The sequence below is a fragment of the Aeromicrobium sp. REDSEA-S38_B2 genome, assembly GCF_001628525.1.
Lineage (GTDB): Bacteria > Actinomycetota > Actinomycetes > Propionibacteriales > Nocardioidaceae > Aeromicrobium > Aeromicrobium erythreum.
Genome location: NZ_LUNH01000013.1, coordinates 1 through 20,953, shown reverse-complemented (window position 1 = coordinate 20,953; position 20,953 = coordinate 1). Strand labels below are relative to the sequence as shown.

The following is a 20,953-nucleotide window of genomic DNA, read 5'->3' as shown; positions in this document are numbered from 1 at the left end:
TTCCCAGCACCGTAACCCGTGGGGTCAGATCCCGATGACCGGTGGAGGGAAATCTTTAGGAGGCCGGTCGCGGGACTACATGGACCGTCTGCTCGCGACGCAGCAGCAACCCGATCCGAAAAGTCGTCGGCGCCACTACGTCCCGCGGACGTACTTGAAGCGTTGGGGGTTCGGTAAGCAGAACCGGCGTGTCTGGAACTTGGATACCGTGACCGGAGAGGCATGGGCGTTCTCGGTGAACGACATGTGTGTGGAGGAGAACTTTGATCGGGTCATCGGCCCGGACGGGGAGGCACGCAACCGGGTCGACGCCATGTTCGGTGTTGTCGATGCGGAACTCGGCCGTATCCAATCGCTGTTCGAGCGGCTCACGGACCCCGAGGATCTGGAGTTCGATGACCTCATCGGTCTCGGCGTGACGGTCGCGGTCCAGCGGATGAGGACTGCACAGCAGCGTCGGCTGCGCCTTTAGCACGACGCCTGGCTGGTCGCGCACAACCCTGAGGAGTTCAAGTCCATGAAGGACCCCTGAACCCGCTCCGGCTTGCCGGCATCCACACCGAGTTGCTGTACACGAGCATGTGGGAGGCGGCCGACGTGATGACGACCAGGTCCATCGAGGCGTGGGACGACCCCGAGGGCACGTTCTGGACGTGCGATGCCCCACTGTTGGTGCCGTTCCGCAAGAACAAAGGCCCCTCCCTGTTGGCAGCACCGCACATCCTGTGGCCGGTGACCCCGCATCGAGTCGTTGCCTTGACGAACGAGCCATCGGGGCAGAAGGCGATCACCCGGCTGGCCACACCGAAAGAGCGCGGTCTCGTGCGGCACGCGATCGAGCAGGGCCGAGAGCGGTGGATCTTTGCCTCACCGGAACAGAAGGACCGGCTGCCGAAGACGAAGAAATTCGGTCGACGGACGCAGATGCGAATGCGGTGCTCGCAGTGGACTCCACACGGCCTGTATGTCGAACCGCCGGGTTGCTGCGTCGAGCAGGCCGACGGGTTCTCTGCAGGCCCAGACGTTGCTTTTTGCGACCAGGAGCTGCACGTGGACGCGCCGGCGATGTGGGAGTACGCCTGATGGCGGTCTATATGGGTGACTTCGAGGATCTGTCGAAGCGGTGTCGAGGGCTCGGCGGCGGCGGACTAGCCGGTTTCCTTGCGGATGAGCGCATCAGCGCCCTTGGTTGGCCCGAGGACGTGGTCGAGCAGTGGCTTTACTGGTTCGCCGGATGGAGTTCCTTCCACGCCGACTATGGTCACGTGGACCTGACCTCTATCGAGTGGCACGACGAACTCATTCCGTCAGAGTCGTTCTTGACGATGCCGACCGGCCCGTCGGACGGTGACCTGCTAGACGAAAACGCAGAGAACGCCGAGCACCGATTGGAGTCCCGCAAGCATCTGGGAATCCCTGCGTACTGGGATTCTTATGGGACGTGGATGCGACGGCCGCTCCTGATCGACCGCGCGGCGCTGTTCCCTGCTTGGAATGGGCTCCAGGTCATCGAGGGCCGCACCCGGGTGGGGATCCTTCGGGGCCTCGTCCAGCGCGGCCGGTCGGTTGCGCCGGAGCACGCTGCTTGGGTCGCGCAAACTCGTTGAGGCAGAACCTCGGGTGCCTCGATTCGGCATCGCGTACAGGGTCTGCGAGTTGCGATAGGAAGGCATGGTGGCGATGTCCGTAGACGCCGGCGAGCCCGGTCGTCTGGCGCTCGGTGGGTGGCTACTTCGGGAAGGGCTCGCCGACCGGCCACGGGTCTCCCAGATTGAACCATTCGGCCTGCGGTCGCTCGGGGTCGACGAACGTCATGCGTCCGTCCTCAACGATGGATCGCCTCCAGAGCGGGAACCCGTCCACAGCGAATTCCGGATCGGGGTGCTCCCAGATCGTGTGCTGCTGGGTGCCCACGAAGGCGGGGTGGAGGTTCTTGACCATTAGAACGGCCGAAACGCCGCGGTGGTCCCAGCGGTCACCCCTATACCAGTAGCCGTCGGGCTGTCGGGCCGTGGCGGTCTCCTCCGTGCCGTCGGCGTGAGTGCGGAACTCCACGACCTCTGAGCCGTACAGGGCGTTGAGCATGTCGTGGTCGTCGAGAGAGATGCTGCTTGAGGCGACAGCAATGACGAATGGCGCGTTGAGGGAACCGTAGGCCGAGCCCTTGTCAGCCAAAGCGCCCCGGATGCCGTCCTCGTCGTGGACCCAGTGGGCTTCGCCGCCTCCGAAGATGCCGAGCGGACGTGCGCCCTTCCTGCCACGTGCCTCGGGCGATCTCGGCACGGCCCGGAAGCCGATCTTCCAGCCTGCGTCCTCATGGACGTAGCCAGGGAGGTCGTCGCGACGCTTGCCCTCGGCGAGTGTGTGTTGGTCGGGGTCCAACCCCGTGAGCCATCTCTCCAGTTGGCTTCGCAGCGGCCGTGCGCGTAGCGGAGCCTCGCCTTGCTTGACGACGTCGATCCAGAGGAAGAAGTTCGGGCTGTCCATCTTGTCGAGCGATTCGTAGACCGCGTTCACCCGGGCAGACTTGCCGACCGCGTCGTCGCTGAATGAGGCCGATCGTGCTTCGACATAGATCGACCGCCCGTCCTTTTCGGCAAGGAAGTCCGGTCGCCGACTCGTCCCTTCGAGATCCGGGTGGCAGGTCACGGCGTAGCCCATCCGAAGCAGGCATTCGTGTACGTATAGCTCGAAGAACGCCCCCTTGGACTGCCGGTCATCCTTGGACCGCAGACGCCCCCGAACGTCGGATTGTGCGTCGGGGCAGAGCCGAGAGAACCAGTCCTCGATTAGGGCACGAACCTGATCCCAGTACGGCCCGGAGACGCGGTCGAGGAACTGCGCATGGCTGTCCCCGTGCGACGCCGGGGAGGGATCCGTGCGATTCACTGCTGAGAAGATTGTCACCTCCCCTATCCCACCATGCTCAGGAAACAACCGAGGGCAAACAAGGTAGTGCCGAGTATCGACGTCAGCTACGAACCGCTCCGGGACCCCATCGCCATGCAGTTTCCTTTGAGCAAACGCATTGCAAGACAACGTCGTTCAACCACGACCGCCCCTTCGTTGCGGGATAGTGGACCTGTCGGTCTAGCCGAGCAGCATGAGTCAGAGGGTGTCCTCGTGATGCCGACATCGCGCACGTACCAGGAGCAACAATGACGAAAGCCATGGCGCCCGCCAAGGGCCAGGCGGCAACCGCTCTCGCTGCACTGACGGCCGCGCAGTCCGAAGAGTACGCCCGAACCCACCAGCGGCTGAGCATCCACGACTACCTCCCGGTGACCTTCCACGACGGCGCCGCCAAGGCAAGCAAATGCGAGTGGAGCTCGCACATTGCCGCCAACCTCACCCCCGAGGAGGCGGGCGCGCTCGCCTGGGTGCTCATTGACACGATGATGCAGGTCCGCTTCGGCCCCGCCACCCCTCTGTATGACACGTGGCGCGGACACACTCTCGCAGGGACCAAGATCCCGCCAACACACGATAAGACCATCGCCTCGTTCATCGAGCCGGTCTTCGGGCTGCCGGCCGCGCCGAAGAGCAAGGACCACCTGCACGGCCACGTCGGCGAGTGGCTCTGGCACCTGCTCACCAAGGACAAGACGGGCGTCCGCGTCCAACCCGACCCGAAGGGCGACGTCACCGACGCCGGCGCCGACGGGTTCTCCATCTACGAGAACGCCGCTGGCGCGCTGCGGTTCCGGCTGTGGGAAAGCAAGAAGAACACAGGGACCGGGCCGCTATCGACCAGCCTCAGCAAGGCGTACAAGCAGATCGCGGACAACGGCCAACGGTACGTCGCCAAGATCGTCGGCACATTCACGCCAGGTTCCTACGACGACGAGACGCTCGCGTTCATAGCCGAGGTCCCCGCCGCGTGGACTCAAGGCGACGAGCTTGTCGGCGCCGGAGTGACGCTCGCGACCCACCATCCGCTGCCCGACAAGCCGTTTAAGAAGATGAGCAAAAAGCTGCCGCTCCTCGACAAACCCGGCCAACTGCGCGGACTCGCCACCAGCATCGGCTGCTACGACGAGCTCGCTGAGACAGTGCGGAGGTACGCGTGGACCGCGCTCTAGCCGCCGAGCACCTCAACGCCGCCTTCGGCGAGGACCAGCTCACTGAACTCCCCACCGTACCCGAGCTCACCGATCTCATCGCCGAACTCGAGATCGAACTCGTTCGCGGCCTCACCGACAGCGGCTTCCGCGCCGACCTCACACCGCTGCGACGCACCGCCTGGTACCTGCATGGAATTGCCTCCACCGCCGAAGGGTTCCGGTACCCGCTCGAACAGCGTCGCCGCGCATTCGCCGTTAGCGCCCACGTCCTCGATCTCCTCCTCGAAGACCCAGCCGAAACCGACCGAGATCGACTCGCCACCGCGTTCGCCGCCCAGGTCGGCTACCACCGCGCCGACGAGAGCCCCAACGCCGGCGCCATCCACCGCAAGATGCGCGACATCGTGAACGAAGCAGCCGAGTTCACCGACAGCGCAGACGTTGCACTTCAAGCCGGAATCCTGTTCCTCGGCCTCGACATGGCCACCCTCAACCGGCGGCTACGCACGTGGGCAGCCTCCGCCACGGCACTGACCCGCGGGACCGATCTCGACAGCCTCGACGGCACAATGTTCGGTCCGACCCAGCGGCTCCTGCGCGGCGTCGCCGACCTCGTGAACTACCTACGGGAAGGCAGCACCGATGCGCTCGAAGCAGCCCGCGGACACCTGCGCCTCGTCGTCAACGACGAAGTCGGCCTTAGCGACCTCGACACCCGCTGGGTGGCGGGACATCTGCTCCTCCTCGCCGACGGGCTCGCCGACAACAGCATCTGGGCAGTCCTTCCACCCGACCTCCCCGCAGCCGTCAAGCAGGCGTTCACTCTCGACCAACAGCCCATCCTGACACTGTGGCCGCCCCAGCGCGCCCTCCTTGCCCACCCGACCCTCAGCCCCCTCGACCCCGCCACCACCCGGCTGCTCGTATCCGTCCCGACCAGCGCCGGCAAGACGCTACTCGCACAGCTCATCATCTGCGCTCACACCGCACTCGACGACCGCGACGTCTGCTACGTCACCCCACTGCGAAGCCTCGGCCGGGAGATGCGACAAGGACTCCGATCCCGACTGCGCTACCTCGACCGACGAATCGGCGCAGACCTCCCCGACGGTTTCGGTGCCAAGGTCCTGTTCGGCGACGACACCATCGATGGCGAAGAAGGCACTGGGCAGCTGCCGCAGGTCGAGGTCATGACGCCCGAACGCCTCATGAACGCGCTGCGGCAGAACCCACAGGAGATCCTGAGCCGGTTCAGTCTGTTCATCATCGACGAAGTCCACCTCATAGCCGAGACCGGCGGGCGCGGACTGCTGCTCGAAGGACTGCTTTCCCTGCTCGACGCCAGCAGCGCACGACTCATCCTCCTCTCCGGCGTGATGGGCAACGCCGCATCCCTCGCCGCATGGACTTCTGCCGGACAATCCGAAGTGTTGTTCACCGATGAGTGGAGAGCGCCACGACGGTTGCACGTCCTCATGGGCACCGAGAAAATCGAGGAGAGTCGCACCGACACCCCTGCTAGCCGCCGCGGTGGTAAGGACAAGACCCGCTACGACCTACGGGCCCACCTAGCGGTTCGCCCCACCAACGCCACCGAGCGGCACCTGGCCACCAGCAAGAAAACCCCCATCGGGCAGCTCGTCCTCGGCCCCGACAACAAGCGCATCACCGGGAGCGGCAACACCTCCACCGCCTACTCGACAACCGCCAAGACCGCCACACTCTTGCTCGGTGCCGGCAGCCTCCTCATGGTCGTATCTCAGCGAGCCACCGCACGCGATGCAGCGAAGGTCATGGCCGACCAACTCGATGAAGACCCGCGCTCCCAAGGCCTTGCCGACGCCCTAGTCGCACGCCTCGGCGAGGACCACCCCCTCGTCGGCACGGTCCGCAAGGGTGTGGCCTACCACCATGCCGGGCTGCCGGTTGAGGTACAAGAAGCCGTCGAAGACGCGATCCGCAGCGAGACCATCAAGGCCGTCGTCGCAACCAGCACCCTGACCGACGGCGTGAACCTGCCCGTCCGCACCGTTGTCATCGCCACCACCGAGTACGACGGCCAGGACCCCGCGTTCCGAATGACGGCCGCCCAACTTCTCAACGCCGTTGGCCGCGCCGGCCGCGCCGGCAAGGAGTCCGAAGGCTGGATCGTCCTGGCGTTGCAGAAGGCGCTGAGCGGCAGCGACTTCGACCGGCTCACTCCTGGCCCCGACGAGCTGGAGGTCCGCTCGACCGTCGCCAAGCCGTCCGCTCTTGAAGCTCTTGCCGAAGCCGAAGCGTTGGTCGCGCAGACACAGGGCGCGATCCTGCAGCTGACCCCGGACAAGGAGGCCGGAGGCTTCGTCAACTACGTCTGGTTCATCCTCCACGTCCTGGACCACGTGCCCGATCTCGTAAGCACCCGGACCTGGCGTGACGTTGTAAAGCGTCTTTTCGCGTTCACCCAGCTTCCCGAAAACCTCAAGGACCGGTGGATGGCACTCGCAGAACTCGTCGTGGGCGAGTACGAGCAGACGCCACCCGCGTCACGTCAACGTTGGGCGCAAGCCGGAACCAGCTTGGCCTCGGCTGCCGTGATCGAGGCGATCGCCGAGGAGCTTGTCGACCATGTGCAACAGCTCGGAGGCCTTGATGAGCAAACGCTCGCGGAAACTCTCGACGTGCTCTCCAGCCAAGGCGTGTACACCCGGCTGCTGAATCTGCCCGAAGCGAAGACGTACTGGCGCTTCCGAAAGTCACCCAGAGGGGCGGACATCGACGTCGATACCGACGCCGTGATTCGTGACTGGATCGCGGGACGAACACTCACCGAACTGGCCAACACCCACCTGAACACTGCGGTGCAGGACTCGGCCTTTCGACTCGAGCAGATGGTCGACGTCATCAGTGAAGGTGTCCAGCACTACCTGGCGTGGACCGTCGGTCTGGTCGTCGTCCAGGCCAACGACATCCTGCTGTCCCGGTTGAGCTCCGTGCAGCTCTTCTCTAACACCGCTGCCCACTTGCGATACGGCGTCGACACCCCTCTCGCGATCGATCTCCTCGTCAGAGACGTAAAGTCCCGGACCCTGGCGCAGCGCCTAGGGCGCATCGCTGAAGATGCCGGACTGGACGAAGAAGGCTTACGCGACTACTTGAGCAACCGGCACATCCAAGGATGGCGCACCGATCTCGGAGCGACCCCGACCGATGTCCTCGACCTGCTCCAGTACGTCCAGGGCACAGACCGACACAAGCTGGCCGAGATGATGGCAACCGGCGCCGTCACCGCTCAGTCTCGGCTTGAGGGTGACGAGCCCGTCGACCCGACATCGGTGACCGTGGCCGCGTCGGACGACGGCGATGAGCTCAAGATCGTGGCCGAAGACCGCTCGATTCTTGGGGTTATCGTTGCGCGTGATCACGCAGGCGTCTCGGCGGTGCTCGACAGCGGCCTGCTCCTCGACTTCACCCTTGAAGGAACCACCATGACGATTACACGCGCGGCGGCCGGTCAACTCAGTTTCCTGTAGCCCCGTCCGGTTGCCCGCGTTCGGTCGCGCTGAGCGTTCAATAGCTAGACGATCGCTGCGAGTAGTCTCAGCCTGTCGGCGTCGACGAACAGACCGGTTAGCGGTACGGATGCACCGACTTCGCGCCGCTCGAGCTCTCGGCGTGTTCTTCCAGTTGACAGTTCGCTGGTCACCGGATTACTTCGCGGGCGTCGGGGGCCGGTTGGATGGCTGTAGAGGACAGGTCGTGGGTGCGCTGGGCCACCCGGACGAGCGTCTTGCATTGGGCTCGCGGAATCTCGTTGAGCAGACTCATAATCGCGGGACCTGTCGTCGCACACCGGCGGTTGCGCCTGCTGATCGGTCGTGGGCAGCGGGCGTTTTGAAGTCCGGCGGTGAGGGGAGAAGGCTTCCACAGAGTTTCCTGCCGGGAATTCGGCCCGTGGCCGGCTCAGCGCGGTGTCGATCGCGTTGCGGGTCCGTTCACCAGACGTGGGCATCAGGTGGGTGTAGGTCCGCAGGGTGAAGCCGGGGTCGGCGCGGCCGAGGTATTCGCTCAGCGCCTTGATCGACTCGCCTGCGTCGAGCAGCGTGCTGGTGTAGAGGTGGCGGAGCGCGTGGGTGCCGTTCTCGCGCTCGGTTTCGATGCCCGCCTTCTCCAGGGCCGGACGCCAGATGTAGGTGTTGAAGTAGTTGCGGTTGAGCGCGCCTCGCCCTCGCGTCGTCATAAGCAAAGTGAAGGTGCGTTCCGATCCGTCGAGTCGGTCCCACGGAAGTGTCACCTCGCGAGGCGGGTAGCGAGTCATGTGCTCGTTGATCGCGTCGAGCACGGAGTCGGGCAGAGGCACGCGCCGTGTCTTGCGTCCTTTGGGCAGGCCGAAGAGCTGCCTGTTGCTGGCACCGAGTTTGACCTGGCGGACGATTTCGATCTCGCCCTTCTCGATGTCGATGTCGTCGGGGGAGAGGCCAAACATCTCGCCTTGTCGCAAGCCGAGGCCGGCGCCGAGTTGAGCGACCAGTTGGCAGCGCTCGGGGAGCGCGCTGCGGACGTTCGTGACTTGTCCGGCCGTCCACGGCGTGAGCTTGCGCTGCTCGGGCTTGGGTTGACACGCCGAGGGTGCATTGCATGGGTTCTTCTGGATCAGCGAGTCGTCCACGGCGGCGGTGAAGGCGGTGGAGACGTTGGTGAAGATGACCTGTTGATAGGTGGGGGCCAACTCGGACAGGCCGCGCAGCAAGGGCTGGATGGTGGACGGCTTGACGTCGCTCAGCAGTTTCGCGCCGAGGCCCGGATAGGCGTGCAGCCGTAAACGCAGTTCGACCGCCTCTCGTGTGCCCTCGTCGAACGTCTGAGCTTCCAGCCACTCCGCCGCGTAGTCCTTGAAGCTGATCTTGCCGGCGTCCGGATCGAAGTATTGGCCGCGCACGATGTCGGCAGACACCGTGGCCGCGAACCGATTGGCGTCTGTCTTGCGGGTGAAGGTCTTTGAGCGAGCGCCGCCACCAAGCTAGCGCCAACGGACGATGTACTTGAGCCGTCGTTCGCCGTCTCGGCTGCGACGTACGCGACGGTCAGTGGGCGCCATGACCCGTCCCGCTGTTCTCGCGGAGCCAGGAACGCACGTCGCTCGGGTCGTAGCGCAGGTAGCGCTACGACACGGAAGGCTGTCGGGCCAGTTCCCTTGTGCCGCCACTGGTAGAGCGTGTTGACGGGGACGCACAGGTACTCGGCGACCCCCTCGACCGTCATCAGGCGGTCGAGGGGACTGCTGCATCGATAGGTGACATCTGATCTGTGGTGCCGCGAGGTGCCGCTGAAAGGATGTGCACCATGCCCAAGCCCTACCCCCGAGAGTTCCACGAGGACGTCGTGCGGGTCGCTCGGAGCCGCGAGCCCGGCCACCTGTCGAAGTACATCGCTGCCGACTTCGGGATCAGCGAGTCGTGCCTGGCGAACTGGATGAAGACCGCGGACGTCGAGGACGGACTCAAACCCGGAACCACCGCGGCAGAGAACTCTGAGCTGCGTGAAGCGAAGAAGCGGATCCGCCGGCTCGAGTAGTGGGGGCACCTCCCGCTTGCGGGGGCGAACGAGGTCCTGCGGCGCGCGGCGGCCTACCTGTCACAAGCGAACCTGCCGGGAAAAGTCTCTTCCCACTCGTGAGGTAGCTCGCGGCTGACGGGATCGGAGTCTCGCTCAGCTGCAGGGTGCTCGGGCTGTGTCGCCAGCAGTACTACCGCTGGCTCGCTGCCCCGATCACCACCTCAGAGTAGGACAACGCCCACCTGTCCAACGCCGTCCTGGGCGCGCATGAGGACGACCCGCAGTACGGATACCGATTCCTGGTCGACGAGGTCCGAGCTGCTGGCTTCGACGTCGCTGAGCGGACGGTCTGGAAGATCTGCTCGGAGAATCGTTGGTGGTCGAGTTTCAGCAAGAAGCGCGGCCGCAACGCCAAGTTGGCCGGCCCACCAGTGCATGACGACCTCCTGAACCGTGTCTTCCAGGCCGGGAGGCCCAACCAGATTTGGCTGACCGACATTCCCACAAGCACTTCGTGCAGGGAGGTGCCCCCACCGAACACCCCACCGCCGAGGGGAAGGTCTATCTCTGCGCGCTCAAGACACCTGGTCCAACCGGATCGTGGGCTACTCCATCAGCGACCACATGACCTCCCACCTGGCCTTCCAGGCGCTCGAGAACGCCGTCGCCCGCCGTCGAGACGTCGCCGGATGCATCGTCCACTCCGACCGCGGCAGCCAGTTCCGCAGCCGCCGCTTCATCACCGCGCTCGCCTGCCACGACATGGTCGGATCGATGGGGCGCGTCGGCGCAGCAGGCGACAACGCCGCCATGGAGTCGTTCTTCGCCCTGCTGCAGAAGGACGTCCTCAACACCCGCCGCTGCGACACCGAGAAGAGCTGCGGATCGCGATCGTGACGTGGATCGAAGAGACCTACCACCGCCGTCGCAGACAAGCCGTCCTCGGCCAATTGACCCCCATCGAGTGGGAGACCATCATGAACCAGACCGTCGCCCTGGCGGCCTAAACCCACCTGTCACCTATCGGTGCAGCAGTCCCGTCTGCTCCAGCGCGCTTCGGGCAGGTGCGGTTCTTCCGGTGCGATTCTCGGTTTGCGTTGAGGACAGGTGCGCAGCCATCGAGGCTTGGAGCTTGCGCTCGGTCTCATCACTAGTCATGGCATTCATCCTCGGTCGGGTGGCTCGCTGCCGAGGAGCAAGTCTCGTACTTCAAATTAGATTCGAGATTCCGGAATCTAGGATAAAGTGCGATGTGTGAGTGGGCGGGATGATACTGACTTGGTCTGGTCCAAGACCTTGTTCGGCAACCGGCACATGCTGCGGGTTGCCGACTCGATCGCCGCTGCCCGGGGCTCGGAGTTCACAGCGCCGGAGGTGGTGGGCCGCACGAAGCTGGCGGGAAGTACGGTGCACAGGTTGCTGGAGGATCTGACGACGGTCGGGTTGGTCGAGAGGCTGCCAAGAGAGCGGAGGGAGCGAACGCAGCGGTACAGCCGCAGGTCACATCCGTTTTGGGACGCAGCTTCGCTCCTATGTAAGGAGGCCGTCGGCGATGCCGGCTAGTCACGAGGCTCTACGAGACACGAACGGTCGCAATGAGAGGACGCAGCGATGACAAGGCCACCAGGGTTGGAGCCGTTCCTGAGCGTTGACGGCGACGTCCTCTGCCAAGAGGTCCGCGTTCGGGACGTCGACGTTCTAGCGGAGATCACTCTTGACGAGACGGAGATATGGCGCCGTCGTGCTGTTGGCGCAATCAAGCTGCGAGATCTCGACTTGCTGAACTTGCTGCTCACACTCCCGCTCGGTAAGCCTCACTATGTCGCAGGGCTATCGAGCTATGAGACCGACCTACTCGCTGGTGTGCCTGGGATCGAGCTAACCATCGACCGTCGTGGCCAGCCGTACGCCACGCGCACGGTTCGCCCGCCGCTTCGAGTCGACCGAGTGACGGTCCCTGGACGATCGTGGCGTCAAGCGCTCGCCGCCGCAGCGAGGTTTGGACCGTACTGTGAGCGCCGCATCTTGCTTGACCGGGAACCCGCTGACGATGACCTTATGTGGCTTGAGGCGAAGTTCCTGGGCATTGGTGTTGCTGTGGCGAGCCAAACGACCGGCCAAGCATCGACAGTCAGAGACTTGTTGGGGCCGGTGCCGTTCAAGCCTGAGCGGTACACCGGCGCATCGTGGAAGTTCGCTGAGGTCGTGTATTCGCAGACCGGCTTGGCGGGATCAGTGGTCTCCAGGCGCGGCTAGCCTGCGAGGTCGATCCACTCCTTCACGACCGCCGGCATGCCGACCGTGGTCGAGGTGTAGGCGCCGAGCTTGATGTGCGCCTCTTCGGAGTCGAGCAGGCGACGACGCCACCACTGGGCGATCTGCGCCTGGGTCAGTCCGTCAATGTCCTGGCGCATCGCGTTGATCATCGCGAGGTTATGCAGGTGCGCCTCGAGGCGATGTTCAGGCGATCCGCTGAACCGGTCGACCGCGCGCCCAACGCACACCGAGCAGTCGCAGGCGTAGGGGCTGACGCTGGCGAACCAGTTCTCCCGCATGTGGCTGACGCGGCTGTAGCGAAGCAGGTCGTTCATCAAGACGCTGGGAAACTTCTCACCCGGTCGGCCGGCGAAGCCCTTCTCGCCCGGCAGGTTGATCCGTCGGAGGCTGGGCAGCTGCCCGACCGCCGCGGCCTTGGCGCCGTGAGCGAGCGCGTCGAATGCAGCCAGATCGGTCCTCCAGGGCATCGCCCACCCGACCTCTGCGAAGAACCGCCTGAACCCCGCCGGAACTCCCTTGGTCGTCAGCGGGTCCGTCTTATGTCCCAGCGCGAGCGCCACCGGGTGCCGGCTGCGCCTGGCCACCGCGATGAGCTGCTGGACGTTGGGCTCGGCGCACCAGCGGGGGTGCGCGGGCAGCAGAAACAGAACATCATCGCGGTCCACCGCGTTTACGATCTCCAGGGCTGCCTTGAGAGCCTTCGGATCGCCGGGCTCCATGAAGCCCGTCGGGGTCACCGCGATGTCGGCACCGGCACTGATCTGCCCCGCCAGGTGATCGGCCAAGGTGAACTCGAACAGACCCTCCTCGCCGAGCATGAACGGTTCAGCCTCCGATGCGACATGCCCGGTGTGGGACGTCGGGTCGACAAGCAGGGTCAGATTGGGATAGGCGGCCTTGATCTGCCGAACCGTCCGCGTCGCCTCAGTCCCGGCCACCACGAGACCGCCACCGGCGGTGTCGACGTGGGCCGCGGTCTGGGTCGCCTCGGTACTCGCCACGACCAACACGCGACGCGAGAGTCGCTGCTCGACAGTCGAACCCACGACGCTCGGACGCGAGGCATGCACTGACGACGTGCGGCCATCGACGACGGTGCTCAGGATCGATCCCTGGTCAACGCTCATCTGCCTCACCTCCATAAACTCTGCGGAACTCAGCCTCGGTCATCAACGCCGACTCCGCGATCATCTGAACGTCTTCGCCTGCCAAGATCCGCTCCTCGAGCGCCGCGTCCAGAAGCGATGGCGACTCTCGGGGCAACTCCACCGGCTCCCGGCTCCGGTAGCCGGCTTTGGAGAACTCGATGTTGACCTGCTTGTACTGCGACTCGCTGATGCCACCGAGGTCCCGAGCCCTTCGAAGTAGAGCAGCCATCGAGACACCCCACACCGGCTTGAGCTGAGCCAGCCGAGGGACCGTGACCCCCTTCAGCGCCGGCGCGATATCCGACGCCGGCATCAGCAGCTCGCTCGCGAACCGATCAGCTTCGGACTCCTGGTTCTCTGTCGGCACCTGATGCATCACCGCGTGACCGAGCTCGTGCGCCATCGTGAACCGCTGCCGGTCCGCAGGCGCATGCATGCCAGCGATCACCAGCGGCACGCGGCCGTCGGGCCAGCTCATGATCGCGTCGATCAGGGCGGACCCGAAGTCCCTCACCAGCACGACCACGCCCGCCGCTTCGAGCACCGCAGTCAGGTCCGGGATCGGGCCCGGCGCGATCGACAGCTCCTTGCGCAGATCCTGCGCAAGCTCCTCCGGGGAAACGAACCCGTCGTCGGGCAACGGGGTGCGCCGGATCGCCGTCGTAGGCCGCCGCTCCCCAAGGATGCGCTCAACCTGCAGATGCGTAAGCTCCAACTCCGCCCGGATCTGGTTGGCCTTCGAAACAGGGAGCGTCGAACGCTTGCGATGAAAAACGAACGGGGCGGCACCGACGTCGGCGTAGGGGAGACGTAAGAGCTCCTCGGGAGTCTTCAGCGCAACTGACAATGCGGCTAATCGACTTGAGTCCAGCTCGACCGCGCCACTCTCCAACTTCGACAACACCGCTTGCGAGATCCCACTGCGCGCTGAGAGTTCAGTCTGCGTCAACCCGCGCGCGACTCGGACCGTGCCGACCATTGGCCGGCGCGTCTCCTCATGAACTGAAGGGAATGCCACACCTGTAACTATAGGCAGACCATCCGACGATATTCCACTCTTATCGACAGAAATATTCCTGCATCGGTCCGGGTCGATTCTGATTCGAAGCCTTCCGCGAACGCTCGGTGCGTTTGAGGTCGCGCCTGGACCGGACAGGGGTCACTTGCGTCATGTTGCAAGACCACCATGCGTCGCCACGAACGTCAGCAAACGCCGCTCTCGTCCGGATGCAAATCTTGATCAGGGTCGTGATCGTGCCACCCAGCGCACACTAACGACGCGCCCTATGGGTTCATGGATTCGTGGGATGGAAGCCGCTCATGCATGCTGTACCAACGCTCGCCAAACGGGCACCAGGTCCTTTCCGACAGCCGCCGCGTACTGTGCCCGAGTCATCTTAGGCTTGCGCCTAATGTCGTGTTGCGTTGGTGGGGTATTGCCGAGGCCGGTCCTGCTGATTCTGTTGACACACTGGTGACACACACCAACGAGAAACGGCGGCTGACGTTTGGAAGACGTCGAAAGACGTCTCCGCAGGTCAGCCGCCGTTTTCGGCAACGACTGGCAGAGGGTGAAAACCCTCAGATCAGATGTCGTAGTACAGCTCGAACTCGTGCGGGTGCGGACGCAGCTGGACCGGGAGGATCTCCTCGGTGCGCTTGTAGTCGATCCACGTCTCGATGAGGTCGGGGGTGAACACGTCGCCCTGGGTGAGGAACTCGTGGTCAGCCTCGAGGTTGTCGAGGACCGCGTTCAGCGACGTCGGGACCATGTCGATCTCGGCGTACTCCTCCGGCGGGAGCTCGTAGATGTTCTTGTCGATCGGGGCCGGCGGCTCGATCTTGTTCTTGATGCCGTCGATGCCGGCGAGCAGCAGGGCCGAGAAGGCCAGGTAGGGGTTGCTCGACGGGTCGGGGCAGCGGAACTCGATGCGCTTGGCCTTCGGGTTCGAGCCCGTGATCGGGATGCGGACGCAGGCCGAACGGTTGCGGGCCGAGTAGACCAGCGCGATCGGGGCCTCGAAGCCCGGCACCAGACGGTGGTAGGAGTTCACGGACGGGTTCGTGAACGCCAGCAGCGACGGCGCGTGCTTCAGGATGCCGCCGATGTAGTGACGGGCGGTGTCGGACAGTCCGCCGTAGCCGGCCTCGTCGTAGAACAGCGGCGAGCCGTCCTTCCAGACCGACTGGTGCACGTGCATGCCCGAGCCGTTGTCGCCGAAGATCGGCTTCGGCATGAAGGTCACCGTCTTGTCCGCGGCCCACGCCGTGTTCCGGACGATGTACTTGAACTTCATGATGTCGTCCGCCGCCTTGAGCAGCGTGTCGAACTTGTAGTTGATCTCCGCCTGGCCGGCCGTGCCGACCTCGTGGTGACCGCGCTCGAGGACGAGGCCCGCGTTCGCGAGGTTCGTCATCATGTCGTTGCGCAGGTCGGCCGTCTGGTCCGTCGGCGCGACGGGGAAGTAGCCGCCCTTGTAACGGACCTTGTAGCCGCGGTTGTCGGTGATGTCCTCACCGGTCGACCAGGCCGACTCCAGCGACGTGATCTCGTAGAACGACTTGTTGGCGCTGGTGCCGTAGTTGACGCGGTCGAAGATGTAGAACTCGGCCTCGGGCGCGAAGAACGCGGTGTCGCCGATGCCGGTGGTGGCCAGGTACGCCTCCGCCTTGCGGGCGATGTTGCGGGGGTCGCGCGAGTAGGCCTCGCCCGTGATCGGGTCGTGGACGAAGAAGTCCATCGCGATCGTCTTGCGACGCTTGAACGGGTCGACGTAGGCCGTGCCGAAGTCGGGGTAGAGCACCATGTCGGACTGGTCGATGCTCTGGAAGCCGCGGATCGACGAGCCGTCGAAGGCCACACCGTTCTCGGCGGCGTCGGCGTCGAACGTCCACGCCGGCAGCGTCACCTGCTGCTGGATGCCGGGCAGGTCGGTGAAACGGACGTCGAGGTACTCGACGCCCTCGTCCTTGACGTACTTGAAGAACTCGTCGGCATTGCCGAACATGGGGCCTCCTCAGCCACGCGATGGTGGCCTGGTCGTCGATGTGGCGGGAGCGGACGCCTCGGCGGCCGCGTCACCGACGCTAGGCAGAGGCAGTTTCCCTACCGTCACTCCATTGTTTCGGGCATGTTACAAGTCTCGCCCGAGGATGAACGCCACGTGTCGGCGGCGAGCCGCCCGCTAGGCTCACGACGTGTACGACGTCTCGCTCGGTCGCCGCCTGCTGGCCCTCTTCATCGACTGGGCGGTGGCGATGCTCAGCGTCGTCGCGGTCACCCGGACGCCGCTGGCGGGGGAGGGGGCCGTCAGCTCCTTCGTCACCCTCGGGGTCTTCTTCGTCGAGGTCACGCTCCTGACCGGCGTGCTCGGCTACTCCATCGGCAAGCGCGTGCTGAGCCTGCAGGTCGTCTCGCCCGACGGGCAGCCGATCGGCCTCCCGCGGGCGGCGCTGCGCACGGCCCTGCTGTGCCTCGTGATCCCCGCCGTCATCCAGAACGAGGACCACCGGGGACTGCACGACATCCTCTCCGGGTCGCGCGTCGCCCGCCTCGGGATCTGACGTCGCTCAGCGGTCGAGGTCGGCGCGGTTGCGCTCCACCGACACGACCGTCGCGCCGTCGAAGCAGAAGCGCGCCACCCCGCGGTAGGACTCGCGGTAAGTCGTCCGTGCGTACAGGCACGACGCCCCCGACGGCTCCGCCCGTCCGCCCTCCTCGACGAACGTGCGCGCTAGGTCGGGGTCGTCCGTGCCACCGGCCTCGCGCACGTCGTCGGGCGTGAGCGCGTCGCCGCGCGCGTCGAGCGAGCGGTACGTCTGGCTCGTCATCTCGCCCGACGTCGCCGCCTGGCACGCGCCGACGCCGAGCGTCGCCGCGAGCGCCAGGACCAGCCACGTGCGAGGCATCAGCCCCGCATCTGGCGGCGGGCGCCCTTCATGCTCGTCGGCACCGGGCCACGCGGCATGGGTGCGGCCGGGCGCATCGCGTCGAGCGCCTTCAGCTTGTTGAGGATCGCGGTCTGCTCGGCCGGCTTGATGGCGTTCGGCAGCTTGCGCACGTGCTTGATCAGCTTCGGCAGCGGCACCTCGCCGTCGCCGCGACCGACGACGACCTCGAGCACCGGCACCTCGTCGCCCACGATGCGCGCGTGCTTCTTGCGCTCCGACGCGATCAGGCTGCGCACGCGGGTGGAGTTGCCCTCGCCGACGAGGATGATGCCCGGACGCCCGACGACGCGGTGCACGACGTCCTGGTTCTTGTTGAAGGCCGCTGCCTGCTTGACGTGGTAGCCGCGACGCAGCATCTGCAGCGCGCCTGCAGCGGCGCCCGTCTGGCCCTCGACCTGCGAGTAGGCCGCCTTCTCCGCGCGACGTCCGAGCACGAACAGCGCGCCGAGGATGCCGAACAGCACCGAGATGATCACGGTGAGGACGATCGCCAGCACGCCGGTGCCGATGAACGTCAGCAGCAGCACGGCCGGGATGCCGGCGCCCAGCACGAAGGCCAGCAGCATGAACAGGCCGACGTTGCGGTCGGACTGCTTGGTGATCTTGTACGCCTGGCGCAGCTGGCGCAGACGTCCCTCGGGCGGGGCGGCAGGGGTGGACATGCCGTCCATCTTACGGGTGCCTCAGGCGGCGCCGTCCGTGTGGCGGAGGACGACCTCGCCCGTGGACTCACGCCTCTCGACGGCCTGCTGGTAGAGGCGTCCGGCGCGGTACGACGAGCGCACGAGCGGGCCCGACATGACGCCGGCGAAGCCGATCTCGTCGGCCTCGTCCTTGAGCTCGACGAACTCCTCGGGCTTCACCCAGCGCTCGACGGGGTGGTGGCGCGGGGAGGGGCGCAGGTACTGCGTGATCGTGATGAGGTCGCAGCCCGCCTCGTGCAGGTCGCGCAGCGCCTGCGAGACCTCCTCGCGGGTCTCGCCCATGCCGAGGATGAGGTTGCTCTTGGTGACCAGGCCGTAGTCGCGCGCCTGCGTGATGACGTCGAGCGAGCGCTCGTACGTGAACGCCGGACGGATGCGCTTGAAGATGCGCGGCACGGTCTCGACGTTGTGCGCGAGGACCTCAGGCCGGGAGCTGAAGACCTCCTCGAGCAGGTCGGGCTTGCCGTTGAAGTCGGGGATGAGGTTCTCGACGCCGGTGCCCGGGTTCAGCTCGTGGATCTTGCGGACCGTCTCGGCGTACAGCCACGCGCCACCGTCGGGCAGGTCGTCGCGGGCGACGCCGGTGATCGTCGAGTAGCGCAGCTCCATCTTCTGCACGCTCTCGGCCACGCGACGCGGCTCGTCGCGGTCGAGCGGAGCCGGCTTACCGGTGTCGATCTGGCAGAAGTCGCAACGTCGCGTGCACTGCTCGCCGCCGATGAGGAAGGTGGCCTCGCGGTCCTCCCAGCACTCGAAGATGTTGGGGCAGCCGGCCTCCTGGCAGACCGTGTGCAGACCCTCGCCCTTCACCAGCTTCATCAGCTCGTTGTACTCAGGACCCATCTTCGCGCGGGTCTTGATCCACTCGGGCTTCTTCTCGATCGGGGTCTGGCTGTTGCGGACCTCGAGTCGAAGCATCTTGCGGCCGTCCGGTGCGATCGTCACGCCGTCCAGCGTACGCCGCCGTCCCAGCGTCGCCACGGGCGCACGCCTACCGGGGCGTAGCCTCGCTAGGGTCGAGGCGTGAGCATCCTCGACCGCTCCTGGACCCGACCGCGACCCACGCGCGCCCAGCTGGCGACCGACGTCGTCCTGGGGGTCGTCGCGGCCCTCGTGAGCGTCGCGTCGGTGCAGGTCTACGCCAGCGCGTCGGGCGTGTCGACGGGCTGGAAGGGTGTCGAGGCGTACCTGTGGTTCGGCCTCGGCGGCCTCGCCCTGTGCTGGCGTCGGCAGTACCCGCTGACCGTCCTCGTGGTGGTCTCGGCCGTCTTCATCGTCGTCGGCGAGCGGCTGCTCGAGCTGGGCGCCGTCTTCACCATCCAGATGGTGCTCTTCGCCGCGCTCTACGCCGCGTGGGCGTGGTCGCGGCGGCCGAGGTCGCTGATGGTCGTCACCCTGGTGGTGCTCGTCGGCATGTTCGGCTGGCTGCTGTGGTCGTTCGGTCGCGACCTCATGCCGCCGCTCGGCGAACAGACCGGTCTGCTGCCACCCAAGGTCGCGCTCATCGTCTACAGCGTCGCGCTGAACGTCATGTACTTCTTCGGAGCCATCGCCTGGGGGCAGGCCGCCTACCTCAGCGCCCGACGCAGCGCGCTCGTGGAGGACCAGCGCGAGCGCGAGCGCGCCGTGCAGGACGTCGAGCAGCGGCAGGCCGTGCAGGCCGAGCGGGTCCGGATCGCACGCGACCTGCACGACGTCGTCGCGCACCACGTCAGCGGCATCGGCGTGCAGGCCGCCGGCGCCAGCCGCCTGCTCGAGGCCCGGCCCGAGCGCGCCCGCGAGGCGCTCGGGGCGATCGAGACGTCGTCGCGCCAGGCCGTCGCCCAGATGCACCAGATCGTCGGGCTGCTGCGCTCCGACGACGACGCCGCGCCGTCGGACCGCGGCCCCCAGCCAGGCCTCGACGACGTCCGCCAGCTCGCCGTGACCACCGACCGCCCGTCCGTCGAGGTGCACTGCGTGGGGGAGACGTTCCCCGTGCCGGACACGGTCGGGCTGTCGCTCTACCGGGTCGCGCAGGAGGCGCTCAGCAACGTGCGCCGTCACTCCGCGGCGACGTCGGCGCGGGTGACCTTGCGCCACCTCAGCGAGCCGGGGGAGCGCGCCGCGGTCGAGGTGGAGGTGCTCGACGACGGCCCCACCCGCTCCACGCCCGCGAGGACGGCGGCGGGTTCGGGCTCGACGGCATCCGCGAGCGCGTCGCCATGCACGGCGGCCTCGCCGACATCGGCCCCCGACCCGCGGGCGGCTTCCGCGTGCGGGTACGCATCCCCGTCGACCGGGAGGACGCATGAGCGACACCACCCCCATCCGCGTGCTGCTCGTCGACGACCAGGAGCTGATCCGCGCCGGGTTCTCGATGATCCTGGAGATCGAGGACCACATCGAGGTCGTCGGCGAGGCGCGCGACGGCGACGAGGCGCAGCGCCAGGTCGCGGCGCTGTCGCCCGACGTCGTGCTGATGGACGTGCAGATGCCCGGCACCGACGGCATCACCGCCACAGAGCGCATCGTCGCCGAGCACCCCGACACACGCGTGCTCATCCTCACGACGTTCGACGACGACGAGTACCTGTTCGCGGCGCTGCAGGCCGGCGCCAGCGGGTTCCTGCTCAAGAACTGCCCGCCCGAGGACCTCGTGAGCGCCATCGGCCTCGCCGCGCAGGGTCACGGGCTGCTTGCGCCCGAGGTCACGCGTCGTGTCATCGCCCGCTCCACCGGACGCGCCCGCGGCGACGCGACCGTCCTCGACGACCTGACCGACCGCGAGCGCGACGTGCTCCGCGCCCTCGCCCGTGGGCTCAGCAACGCCGAGATCGCCGCCGAGATGTATGTGAGCAGCGCGACGGTGAAGTCGCACGTCTCGCGCATCCTCACCAAGCTCGGTGCCCGCGACCGCGTGCAGGCGGTGATCGTCGCGTTCGAGTCCGGCCTGATGGATGACTGAACCCGATGCCCGAACCCGACTGAGCGCAGCGAAGGAGCGGTGAGGGCAGGTCGAGTGGTGCACGCCGAAGGCGTCCCGCTGTATCGAGACCTCGGCAGCGGTCAGGCTCGGGTGCGTGCCCGCTCGACGCTGGTCTGCCCCGAGTGGTCTCGATACGCCGACGCGAACGCTCGTTCCTCGCGTGCATCGGCTACTCGACCAGCGGTGGTGGGTGCGCGCTCTACGTTGATCTGTCTCGAGTGGTCTCGATACGCGGCCTCGAGCTCGCTGGCGCTCGCCGGATCCGCTACACGACCAACGGTGCTGCGTGCCGGCTCGGCGCTGGTC

At 66.2% G+C, this 20,953-nt stretch carries 18 protein-coding genes and 2 pseudogenes; 11 read left to right on the top strand and 9 right to left on the bottom strand.

What is annotated here, in order from left to right; genetic code table 11:
* The first annotated feature begins 79 nt into the window (after positions 1–79).
* The 3 genes from A6Q81_RS02325 (at position 80) to A6Q81_RS02315 (ending at position 1,607) form a co-directional block, all read left to right on the top strand.
* Positions 80–472, top strand: coding sequence for a DUF4238 domain-containing protein (locus A6Q81_RS02325; protein ID WP_286689394.1), 393 nt, complete (start codon positions 80–82; stop codon positions 470–472).
* Between the two features lie 125 nt (positions 473–597).
* A complete protein-coding gene (locus A6Q81_RS02320; protein WP_286689393.1) occupies positions 598–1,083 on the top strand; it encodes a hypothetical protein in 486 nt (161 codons plus the stop codon).
* A gap of 11 nt (positions 1,084–1,094) precedes the next feature.
* Complete coding sequence (locus tag A6Q81_RS02315) at positions 1,095–1,607, top strand: hypothetical protein (protein WP_286689392.1); 513 nt, start codon at positions 1,095–1,097, stop codon at positions 1,605–1,607.
* A gap of 121 nt (positions 1,608–1,728) precedes the next feature.
* On the opposite strand, the gene A6Q81_RS02310 is transcribed toward A6Q81_RS02315, so the two are convergent.
* On the bottom strand, positions 1,729–2,907 hold the full coding sequence (locus A6Q81_RS02310; RefSeq protein ID WP_286689391.1) for a hypothetical protein: 1,179 nt from the start codon (positions 2,905–2,907) through the stop codon (positions 1,729–1,731).
* 251 nt (positions 2,908–3,158) lie between these two features.
* Here A6Q81_RS02310 and A6Q81_RS02305 point away from each other — a divergent pair, with 251 nt between their 5' ends.
* Positions 3,159–4,082 carry a hypothetical protein gene (locus A6Q81_RS02305; protein ID WP_286689390.1) on the top strand — a complete coding sequence of 308 codons (924 nt, stop codon included), beginning with the start codon at positions 3,159–3,161 and terminating at the stop codon, positions 4,080–4,082.
* Positions 4,067–7,576 carry a DEAD/DEAH box helicase gene (locus A6Q81_RS02300; RefSeq protein WP_286689389.1) on the top strand — a complete coding sequence of 1,170 codons (3,510 nt, stop codon included), beginning with the start codon at positions 4,067–4,069 and terminating at the stop codon, positions 7,574–7,576. Before A6Q81_RS02305 ends, A6Q81_RS02300 begins: the two co-directional genes overlap by 16 nt.
* Before the next feature lie 44 nt (positions 7,577–7,620).
* Here A6Q81_RS02300 and A6Q81_RS02295 read toward each other — a convergent pair whose 3' ends face one another.
* Positions 7,621–8,997, bottom strand: coding sequence for a tyrosine-type recombinase/integrase (locus A6Q81_RS02295; protein ID WP_286689388.1), 1,377 nt, complete (start codon positions 8,995–8,997; stop codon positions 7,621–7,623).
* 389 nt (positions 8,998–9,386) lie between these two features.
* Here A6Q81_RS02295 and A6Q81_RS02290 point away from each other — a divergent pair.
* From A6Q81_RS02290 to A6Q81_RS02285, 3 genes and pseudogenes are all read left to right on the top strand, one after another.
* Positions 9,387–10,606: pseudogene (locus tag A6Q81_RS02290) on the top strand (IS3 family transposase).
* Between the two features lie 307 nt (positions 10,607–10,913).
* Positions 10,914–11,162: a helix-turn-helix domain-containing protein gene (locus A6Q81_RS17165; protein WP_353681403.1), complete on the top strand. Its 249-nt coding sequence runs from the start codon at positions 10,914–10,916 to the stop codon at positions 11,160–11,162.
* A 66-nt stretch (positions 11,163–11,228) separates the two neighbouring features.
* Positions 11,229–11,855, top strand: coding sequence for a hypothetical protein (locus tag A6Q81_RS02285; protein WP_286689387.1), 627 nt, complete (start codon positions 11,229–11,231; stop codon positions 11,853–11,855).
* On the opposite strand, the gene A6Q81_RS02280 is transcribed toward A6Q81_RS02285, so the two are convergent.
* The 3 genes from A6Q81_RS02280 to glnA form a co-directional block, all read right to left on the bottom strand.
* The gene (locus A6Q81_RS02280; RefSeq protein WP_286689386.1) at positions 11,852–13,003 is read right to left on the bottom strand and encodes a hypothetical protein; all 1,152 of its coding nucleotides are present in this window, start codon (positions 13,001–13,003) and stop codon (positions 11,852–11,854) included. The two genes, A6Q81_RS02285 and A6Q81_RS02280, sit on opposite strands and share 4 nt — an antisense overlap.
* The gene (locus A6Q81_RS02275; RefSeq protein ID WP_286689385.1) at positions 12,993–14,003 is read right to left on the bottom strand and encodes an XRE family transcriptional regulator; all 1,011 of its coding nucleotides are present in this window, start codon (positions 14,001–14,003) and stop codon (positions 12,993–12,995) included. The genes A6Q81_RS02280 and A6Q81_RS02275 overlap by 11 nt, the downstream gene beginning before the upstream one ends.
* A 607-nt stretch (positions 14,004–14,610) precedes the next feature.
* Positions 14,611–16,032 carry a type I glutamate--ammonia ligase gene (gene glnA, locus A6Q81_RS02270; protein ID WP_067858441.1) on the bottom strand — a complete coding sequence of 474 codons (1,422 nt, stop codon included), beginning with the start codon at positions 16,030–16,032 and terminating at the stop codon, positions 14,611–14,613.
* 190 nt (positions 16,033–16,222) lie between these two features.
* On the opposite strand from glnA, the gene A6Q81_RS02265 reads away from it, so the two are divergent.
* Positions 16,223–16,588 carry an RDD family protein gene (locus tag A6Q81_RS02265; RefSeq protein WP_067858438.1) on the top strand — a complete coding sequence of 122 codons (366 nt, stop codon included), beginning with the start codon at positions 16,223–16,225 and terminating at the stop codon, positions 16,586–16,588.
* A gap of 6 nt (positions 16,589–16,594) precedes the next feature.
* Here A6Q81_RS02265 and A6Q81_RS02260 read toward each other — a convergent pair whose 3' ends face one another.
* Genes A6Q81_RS02260 through lipA form a run of 3 tightly spaced genes read right to left on the bottom strand, consistent with a single transcriptional unit; the run spans position 16,595 to position 18,624 of the window.
* A complete protein-coding gene (locus A6Q81_RS02260; RefSeq protein ID WP_286689384.1) occupies positions 16,595–16,933 on the bottom strand; it encodes a hypothetical protein in 339 nt (112 codons plus the stop codon).
* Positions 16,933–17,637, bottom strand: a complete 705-nt coding sequence (locus tag A6Q81_RS02255) for a DUF4191 domain-containing protein (protein WP_067858433.1) — start codon at positions 17,635–17,637, stop codon at positions 16,933–16,935. The genes A6Q81_RS02260 and A6Q81_RS02255 overlap by 1 nt, the downstream gene beginning before the upstream one ends.
* Positions 17,638–17,658: 21 nt before the next feature.
* Positions 17,659–18,624: a lipoyl synthase gene (gene lipA, locus A6Q81_RS02250; RefSeq protein WP_286689383.1), complete on the bottom strand. Its 966-nt coding sequence runs from the start codon at positions 18,622–18,624 to the stop codon at positions 17,659–17,661.
* A gap of 468 nt (positions 18,625–19,092) precedes the next feature.
* Here lipA and A6Q81_RS17160 point away from each other — a divergent pair.
* A pseudogene (locus tag A6Q81_RS17160) lies at positions 19,093–19,530 on the top strand (sensor histidine kinase); the annotation flags it as partial.
* 191 nt (positions 19,531–19,721) lie between these two features.
* Here the strand turns inward: A6Q81_RS17160 and A6Q81_RS02245 are convergent.
* Positions 19,722–19,889, bottom strand: a complete 168-nt coding sequence (locus A6Q81_RS02245; RefSeq protein ID WP_286689382.1) for a hypothetical protein — start codon at positions 19,887–19,889, stop codon at positions 19,722–19,724.
* A gap of 80 nt (positions 19,890–19,969) precedes the next feature.
* Between A6Q81_RS02245 and A6Q81_RS02240 the strand changes: the two genes are divergently transcribed.
* Positions 19,970–20,626 (top strand): response regulator, encoded by a 657-nt coding sequence (locus A6Q81_RS02240; RefSeq protein WP_286689381.1) that lies wholly within the window; start codon positions 19,970–19,972, stop codon positions 20,624–20,626.
* Positions 20,627–20,953 lie beyond the last annotated feature (327 nt).

Excerpts from the sequence above, each read along its gene's own strand:
- A6Q81_RS02325 (WP_286689394.1), top strand. The coding sequence starts at position 80 with ATGGACCGTCTGCTCGCGACGCAGCAGCAACCCGATCCGAAAAGTCGT.
- A6Q81_RS02255 (WP_067858433.1), bottom strand. The coding sequence starts at position 17,637 with ATGTCCACCCCTGCCGCCCCGCCCGAGGGACGTCTGCGCCAGCTGCGC.
- A6Q81_RS02305 (WP_286689390.1), top strand. The coding sequence starts at position 3,159 with ATGACGAAAGCCATGGCGCCCGCCAAGGGCCAGGCGGCAACCGCTCTC.
- A6Q81_RS02275 (WP_286689385.1), bottom strand. The coding sequence starts at position 14,003 with ATGGTCGGCACGGTCCGAGTCGCGCGCGGGTTGACGCAGACTGAACTC.
- A6Q81_RS02260 (WP_286689384.1), bottom strand. The coding sequence starts at position 16,933 with ATGCCTCGCACGTGGCTGGTCCTGGCGCTCGCGGCGACGCTCGGCGTC.
- A6Q81_RS02280 (WP_286689386.1), bottom strand. The coding sequence starts at position 13,003 with ATGAGCGTTGACCAGGGATCGATCCTGAGCACCGTCGTCGATGGCCGC.
- A6Q81_RS02240 (WP_286689381.1), top strand. The coding sequence starts at position 19,970 with ATGAGCGACACCACCCCCATCCGCGTGCTGCTCGTCGACGACCAGGAG.
- A6Q81_RS02315 (WP_286689392.1), top strand. The coding sequence starts at position 1,095 with ATGGGTGACTTCGAGGATCTGTCGAAGCGGTGTCGAGGGCTCGGCGGC.
- glnA (WP_067858441.1), bottom strand. The coding sequence starts at position 16,032 with ATGTTCGGCAATGCCGACGAGTTCTTCAAGTACGTCAAGGACGAGGGC.
- A6Q81_RS17165 (WP_353681403.1), top strand. The coding sequence starts at position 10,914 with ATGCTGCGGGTTGCCGACTCGATCGCCGCTGCCCGGGGCTCGGAGTTC.